Origin of the sequence: Acidomonas methanolica (assembly GCF_004346035.1) — a bacterium.
Lineage (GTDB): Bacteria > Pseudomonadota > Alphaproteobacteria > Acetobacterales > Acetobacteraceae > Acidomonas > Acidomonas methanolica.
Genome location: NZ_SLZN01000060.1, coordinates 1 through 6,203, shown reverse-complemented (window position 1 = coordinate 6,203; position 6,203 = coordinate 1). Strand labels below are relative to the sequence as shown.

7 protein-coding genes are annotated in these 6,203 nt (G+C 62.4%); 2 read left to right on the top strand and 5 right to left on the bottom strand.

Going from position 1 to position 6,203, the window contains the following annotated elements:
* Window positions 1-190 precede the first annotated feature (190 nt).
* The 4 genes from EDC31_RS16945 to EDC31_RS16930 all read right to left on the bottom strand — a co-directional run bounded on the left by EDC31_RS16945 (window position 191) and on the right by EDC31_RS16930 (window position 3,056).
* Entirely contained in the window at window positions 191-682 is a 492-nt protein-coding gene (locus EDC31_RS16945) for a hypothetical protein (protein WP_132127199.1), read from the bottom strand.
* A 158-nt stretch (window positions 683-840) separates the two neighbouring features.
* A complete protein-coding gene (locus tag EDC31_RS16940; RefSeq protein ID WP_042056958.1) occupies window positions 841-1,839 on the bottom strand; it encodes a hypothetical protein in 999 nt (332 codons plus the stop codon).
* Entirely contained in the window at window positions 1,836-2,747 is a 912-nt protein-coding gene (locus EDC31_RS16935; protein ID WP_042056956.1) for a hypothetical protein, read from the bottom strand. The genes EDC31_RS16940 and EDC31_RS16935 overlap by 4 nt, the downstream gene beginning before the upstream one ends.
* Window positions 2,748-2,807: 60 nt before the next feature.
* Window positions 2,808-3,056: a hypothetical protein gene (locus tag EDC31_RS16930; RefSeq protein WP_042056953.1), complete on the bottom strand. Its 249-nt coding sequence runs from the start codon at window positions 3,054-3,056 to the stop codon at window positions 2,808-2,810.
* Between the two features lie 186 nt (window positions 3,057-3,242).
* Between EDC31_RS16930 and EDC31_RS16925 the strand changes: the two genes are divergently transcribed.
* Together EDC31_RS16925 and EDC31_RS16920 are read left to right on the top strand one after the other, a co-directional pair.
* Window positions 3,243-3,890: a LexA family transcriptional regulator gene (locus EDC31_RS16925; protein ID WP_239641577.1), complete on the top strand. Its 648-nt coding sequence runs from the start codon at window positions 3,243-3,245 to the stop codon at window positions 3,888-3,890.
* A gap of 117 nt (window positions 3,891-4,007) precedes the next feature.
* Window positions 4,008-4,619, top strand: coding sequence for a hypothetical protein (locus EDC31_RS16920; protein WP_042056949.1), 612 nt, complete (start codon window positions 4,008-4,010; stop codon window positions 4,617-4,619).
* 176 nt (window positions 4,620-4,795) lie between these two features.
* Here EDC31_RS16920 and EDC31_RS16915 read toward each other — a convergent pair whose 3' ends face one another.
* On the bottom strand, window positions 4,796-6,013 hold the full coding sequence (locus EDC31_RS16915) for an O-antigen ligase family protein (RefSeq protein ID WP_042056963.1): 1,218 nt from the start codon (window positions 6,011-6,013) through the stop codon (window positions 4,796-4,798).
* Between the last annotated feature and the right edge of the window lie 190 nt (window positions 6,014-6,203).

The following is a 6,203-nucleotide window of genomic DNA, read 5'->3' as shown; positions in this document are numbered from 1 at the left end:
GAGCATCGCCTCCCACACGAAGGTATGGGCCGCGCCGGTCGGCGGAGCGATATCCAGTCCGCCCTGCACACGGCCATCGACATGGTCTTCAGCGACTGAACGAAGATCCCGCCCTCTCACGAGGACGGGGCTTTTTTCATGCCCCCAGCCAGCCACCCCAGGAACGCCTGAAACCGATCAGGCCAGCCAATCAGTCCATCTCAAGCCCGGGAAGATCCTGCGGCACCTCGTCAGACCCCTTCTCCACAACCTCCGGGGCACTACGACCACCCCGGATTATGTCCTCGACAAAGGACTCGATGAACACATCCCGCCCCTGACCGACGAACGAGTGACGGAGCGCCACAGCGGTAGCCGTATCCCGGCGCCGACGCCGAGGAGCACCATCACTGTCCGCCCGACCATCACGCTTCTCAGCGAACTTCCGCCATCTCAGACGCCCCCTCAGAATCTTCTTCACGCCCTGATAATACAGAATCCGCTCATCAACGTCGGAGATCATCTGCTCAAGATTCTCGTCGGCTGCCCGCTCCGCATCGAATGACAGCACCGGGACACGGGCCTTGAGCAAGGGGATCGCGCCGACCCATGCGTAGCAGCCCGAGACACTGGCACTGATCACGCGGCACAGCGTCTGCGCCGGATAGCTTTCGCGCTCGGCCAGCACGAACGCGAACTTCATCACGCGATCCCCCTGGCAGAAAGAAGCCGTCGCCTTCTTCAGGATCGTGACCTCTTCGCCCTGACGTCTGCCTCGCGCCACAGACGCAGCGTCTCAGCCTCATCCGCTTTGCAGGCAACCCAAGCCTTGGCGGAGCCCACCACCAGGTTCTGAATGAATCAATCCCCGAGATAATGGCCATTGCTGGCCATGTCCCTCATGTCGGTGAGGCCGGACAGACGCCATCCGTCTCCGGCATTGCGGAACGTCCAGACCCGCACGTCCTCGGGTAAAACAGGTGCCCCCATCAGGGCGCCGAAGACGCGCGGATCGGAAACCCAGCCCGGCATCGTTCGGGGCTTCATCAGGATGGCGACCGTGATCTCGCGCAGCTTGTAGCCGACCGTTTTGGCGTCGGTATATTCGAGCACACGGTCGGCGCGCAGCGGGTAACAGATGCCGTCGGGCGTCACCAGTCCCGGCGGAACGGCAGCATTGCCGGTTCCGTCACGGACCGGGACGATCCGCGGCGTCGAGGCGGGAGCTATGCCCATCAATCCTTTCCGCAGGTCGGGATTGGCGATGAACCACGCGGCGCCGTCTCCCGGGGCGATGAACAGATCGGCGTCCATCCGGCTTTCGGTGTCCTCGAACTGCCGGGTCGGAGGAGGAGGCAAGGGACCGCCGATCGTATCCTGAAGCGGCACATAGTCCAGCGCCGCAGCCGTGGGCTGGTGGGTCCGCGTGACGATCGTCACGGGCACGCGCCGGACGACGCCGGCATCCATCAGCGCCTGAAGAAACGGGCTCGGCGCGACACCCCGCGGGCCACCCCCGAAATAGGCGCCTGCGGTATTGGCATCGTAATCGGGCGTCGGAAGGGCCATCTTGCGCCGATCGACATTGCCGAGAAAGCCCAGCCCGTCGATGAAGGATTCATCGTTGACCCGCCTGCAAAGGCGACGGCTGGCGTCCCTGTCCATGCTGCCCTGACCTTCGGGCCATGCACGCACCGTCGCCAGCACCTCGCGCGCCGCCCGCCGGTCGTCGTTGTCGCCCGGCGCCAGAACCTGCCATGCGCCGAACGCAGCCGCCGCGACCAGAGCGGCGCGTCGTGGAGACCGGCGGATCGCGTCGGCCACGGCCACCGCCGCGTTTCTTGCCATGGTGGGGATCATTGCGAGAAATCCGTCTTGAAGGCCAGATGCCCATGATCGTCCTTGAAGAGCGTGGTCCGCTCGACCGTGCTTCCTTGCCCGAAAATCGGGGGCGACCCGGCGGAACGCCGAAAGACGGGCGTATCCATCCAGGAAGGCGGGCTGTCCACGGCGAAGACGATATTGGCGGCATAGAGGTGATCGCCGGTGAGGGGATCCGTTCGCGCCTCGATGGACGTTATGGAGCGCGGATGGACCGTGAGGCAGGCGCCGGACACGATGCTCGTCATATAAGGGGAAATCAGAGGGATGGTGTAGCGCCCCGTTTCCGGCAGCGGCGTGTCGTAGACACGGGTCATGAAACCTGTGCTGCCTAACAGCACTCCTCCGCGGAAACGCAAAGTGTATGTAAAACGCGGATCATTTCGCTCTGTCGTGTAAATGACGGCCGGAGCCTGCCGGAACGTGTGGTGGACCGTGTCCGGATGATAATAGGCGCCACCTTCGTTTCTGGCCTGTGGACCGATTTCGTCGGAGACGACATCGATGGTCATCGTGATGTCATGACGGCGGAGCAGACCGCGCCGTGCGAGATCGACCGCCAGATCGGGCACGTTCTGGGCCGGACCCGCATAAAAGACGAACGGATGGGCCGTCGGCGCGGTCAGATCGGTGCGCGGCGCCCAGACCGCGGAACTGCCGCTGTTTCCCAGATTGATGCCGGTGACGGTGTCGAGCGACAGGCAGGCTCTTGCGCCCGCCGGGTAATGCGTCTTCTCCGCCCGCATCAGGCGCACGGAGAGACTCGTTTCATGAAGCCAGATCCCGGCAAGGAGCGCGATGCCCACAGCGCCGGCGGTACGTCCGGGATGACTTTTCGCGAGAGCCAGCCCGCGCTGCAGGAGGTCTCGCAGAAAAAGGGGGGTCATGAGTCAGTTCCTGGAGAAGCGGCCAGATGCGGGTGCGCGGGTGCGGTCGATCATCGGCTGTCAGAGATTGCCGATCTCGCGGCAGGTCTGGAGCAATCCCGTGAGCTTGTGCGAGATGCAGCCGCTCAGCGCGACGACCCCTTCCAGCAACTTCGCGCCGTCACTGTCGGCCAGGAGACCGTCGAGACGCTGGCGCAGGATCTGATGCTCCAGTTCCACGAGGCGCATGACCTCGTGCAGCCCGGCATGGAGGTCCTCCAGACGCGGGTCGCTGCCCGGGCGAGGTGGGAACGTCTCGATTTCGGCCATGTGACCCCCTTCTAAAACCCGACGGCATCAGGCAAGGTTGAGCATCGAGTCACGAGGAACCGCACGCCTTACCCATGGCCATTTATACGATAATCCGACTATACATGCAAGCGTGTTTTCGCATAAACGCAGACTCCCCCTCCCTCAGGAGTCTTCATGGCGAAACCACGCAGGCGGAAACGCCGCATGAGTGACGAGCAGGAACGCCAGATGCGCGAGCGGGGCGAACGGCTGCGTCAGGCGGCCCAGGCTGTCGGCATCACCCATGCCGCCAAGGCGGCGGCCGTGCCCTATACGACGCTGCGGGACTACATGAATGGCGGAGAGATGAAACTCTCCTCTCTGGCTGCCCTTGCACGGGCCTGCGGCGTCTCTCTCGACTGGATCGCTTACGGCAAGGGCGATGTGTTCGAAGCGCCTGCCGCTGCCTCGGAACATGCCTCCCGGGGCGGTCATCAGGTGGTCATCTCCTGGTTCGACGATCGCGACGAGGGGCTGCGTGTCGGCAAATCCTGGCTGGAGACTGCGATCCCCCGAGAGTGCACCGGGTTGCGGCTCGTTCCCGTGACGGGAGACGCCATGGCGCCGACACTGCATGACGGCGATCTTGCCGTCATCGATACCGCGGCCCGGCAGATTCAGGGCGGCGCCATCTATGCGATCGCCGTCGATGACGGGGTCCTCGTCCGGCGCCTCGAGAAGCGGCTGGGCGGCGGCATCAGGGCGCTGGCCGACCATGATCGCTACCCGCCGCAGGATCTGTCCGGTGACGAGGCCGACTCCTTGAAAATCCTCGGCGAGGTAGTCTGGGTCGGTGGCCCGCCTCGTTCCTGAGATCGACGGTGAATCGTAAGAATATACGATAATCCGCCTTTACATCATACGGAAATACAAATATCGTGACCTGAGTTCTTTCGCCTGTCATCCGGCAGGCACATTCAGGAGCCCGTGATGATCCTCGTCACCCGTTTCTCCGATCGCCTTCGCACGGTCAGGATCAAAGAGGTCCTGTCAAGCCTGGCGTCAGCCGCCCTGTCGGTTGCCATCCTGTCCTCTCTCGCCGTCACCCCCTGTCGCGCCGACGATTGGCAAAAGATCATCGACCGGTCGGGCGGACACGATCTTGGAAACGAGCAGGACACGCAGCCCGGCCGGGCTGCCACGGCTTCCGATGCTGAACTCTTCACGCATACGGACGGCGAGATCGTGTTCTCCGGCGGGACGTTTTATCCGAACAACCCCAAAGACGATCCCGATCTCAAACCGCTCGACGACATCCCGCGCATCGTGGCTGTCGATTTCGGTCCGGGGCTTTCTCATGCGATCGTCCTGATCGGCCATTCTTCCTATTATGGAAATTCCGGCACCTATATCGCCATCCTTGATCCGCAACATCGCGTGCTGTGGAGTGATCACGCACCGCTGATCCGCACCCTGCCGACCGTCCATATGGGGGTCCATGATTTCGCGTCTGGCCTGGCCTATCCGGGATGGGTCGTGAATCGATGGAACCTCAAAGCGCACCGCTGGACAAAACTGACCAGTATCGGAACGCCGTTTTGAGGGCGTGGAGGAACAGTGCTGTAAAAGCACATGCTGCGATTGGCTCCGGTCTCGCCGATTCTCACCCACATTGTCGCGCAGCACTGGCAGTTTCGGCGGTCAGGTAGTCGCGTCTTGTGACGGATCGAACGAACAAGAAACAATCATCAATGTGAATATTTTCTCTGACCACGTGTTCAACACGTGCGTGCTGTTGCAACAGGTCGCGTTGCCGCCAGCCCCCATCCGGCCATCAGGAAAAGCCATCCCGCCGTCCGGACGGTAAAGAGAGCGCTGCTCGACGCAAGCGGCCATAACATCACACACAAGGCGACGAGAAGCATCATCTGCTCGGGGGTTTCCGAGTCCAGACGCCGCAGCCACGAGGCGATCATCGTTATCATGCAGGCGAGCCCGACCAGCCCGGTCGAAACCGCCACATCGAGATAAACATTATGGGGATGGATATTGCAGCCACCTGATGCATCCCCCGTCAGGAATTTCTTCCCGAAGATGGACAAATCCAGAACATAAGCTGGATCAGCACAGGATCTCCTGAAGCCGTCCACACCAAGACCCAGCCAAGGATGCAGTTTGAGCATGACGCCCGCGCGGATATAAAGCTGGCCGTACGGACTGGCCGGGAAATGTCGCATCTGTTCGAGAAAGTGTACGACCAGCTTTTCGTAAGCGGGTGGCGACAAGACAGGCAGAAGTGCGAGAGCCGTGCATCCGACCACGCCCGCCCCGAGAATCGGCCAACGCAACGGGCGCGACAATAGCGCGGTAACGACCAGCCCCAACCCGAACAGCAACGTCGGCATCCGTTGACCGATGAGGATCATCGTGACCATCAGGAAGACGATAAGGCTGGCTCCCGCCGCGCGCAGCGGCCATGACGGTGCCTGAAACCAGCGAACCGCGTAGATGGCCACGCCGGGGAAGGCGACGATCACCAAAGGTGGGCCTGCGCGGGGACGGGCGAACGGTCCCGTCAAGGCGCCATCCCCCCAGCGAGGGTATCCCCAGAGATTGGCGCCGAACAGATATTGCTGCCAGCACTCCACAATCAGCCAGAGAGCGACCAGCGTAACCGAGAGGCCAAGCGCGCGCCGGATGCCCGGATCGGGCAATATCCACGACGCCAGCGCGGCGCAGAAGACCATGAAGCGGCCAAGGACAAAGGCTTCCGCGACCGCATGGGTCGTGCCGTGCATTATCGATGACAGGATGGCAACGCCCCAAAACAGGAAAGCGGGAACGCACCACCCTTGCCGCCAGCTCCGGTCACCCGTCAGAAGACAATGCAGCACGAACAGCAACGCGACGCCCGAGATGATTCCGTCTGCGATCGCCCGTCCGCGAAGCAGAAATAACGGGAGGGTCAGCGTCATAACCAGCGCGAGCCGTTTCATGATGATGTCCGAACGCGTGCGTCGAAAGGCTATCACCGTTCTGTTTTCCGGTGATGTTCTGGCACCTCATCAATGAGATCGCGGAATGGACCGGAGATCTGGCGCAGCCGGGGATCGAGAACCTGGATCGGGGTATCGTCGGCATGGAGATGATCCGATGCTGTCACCTCCTGGCGGATCAGGGTGACCA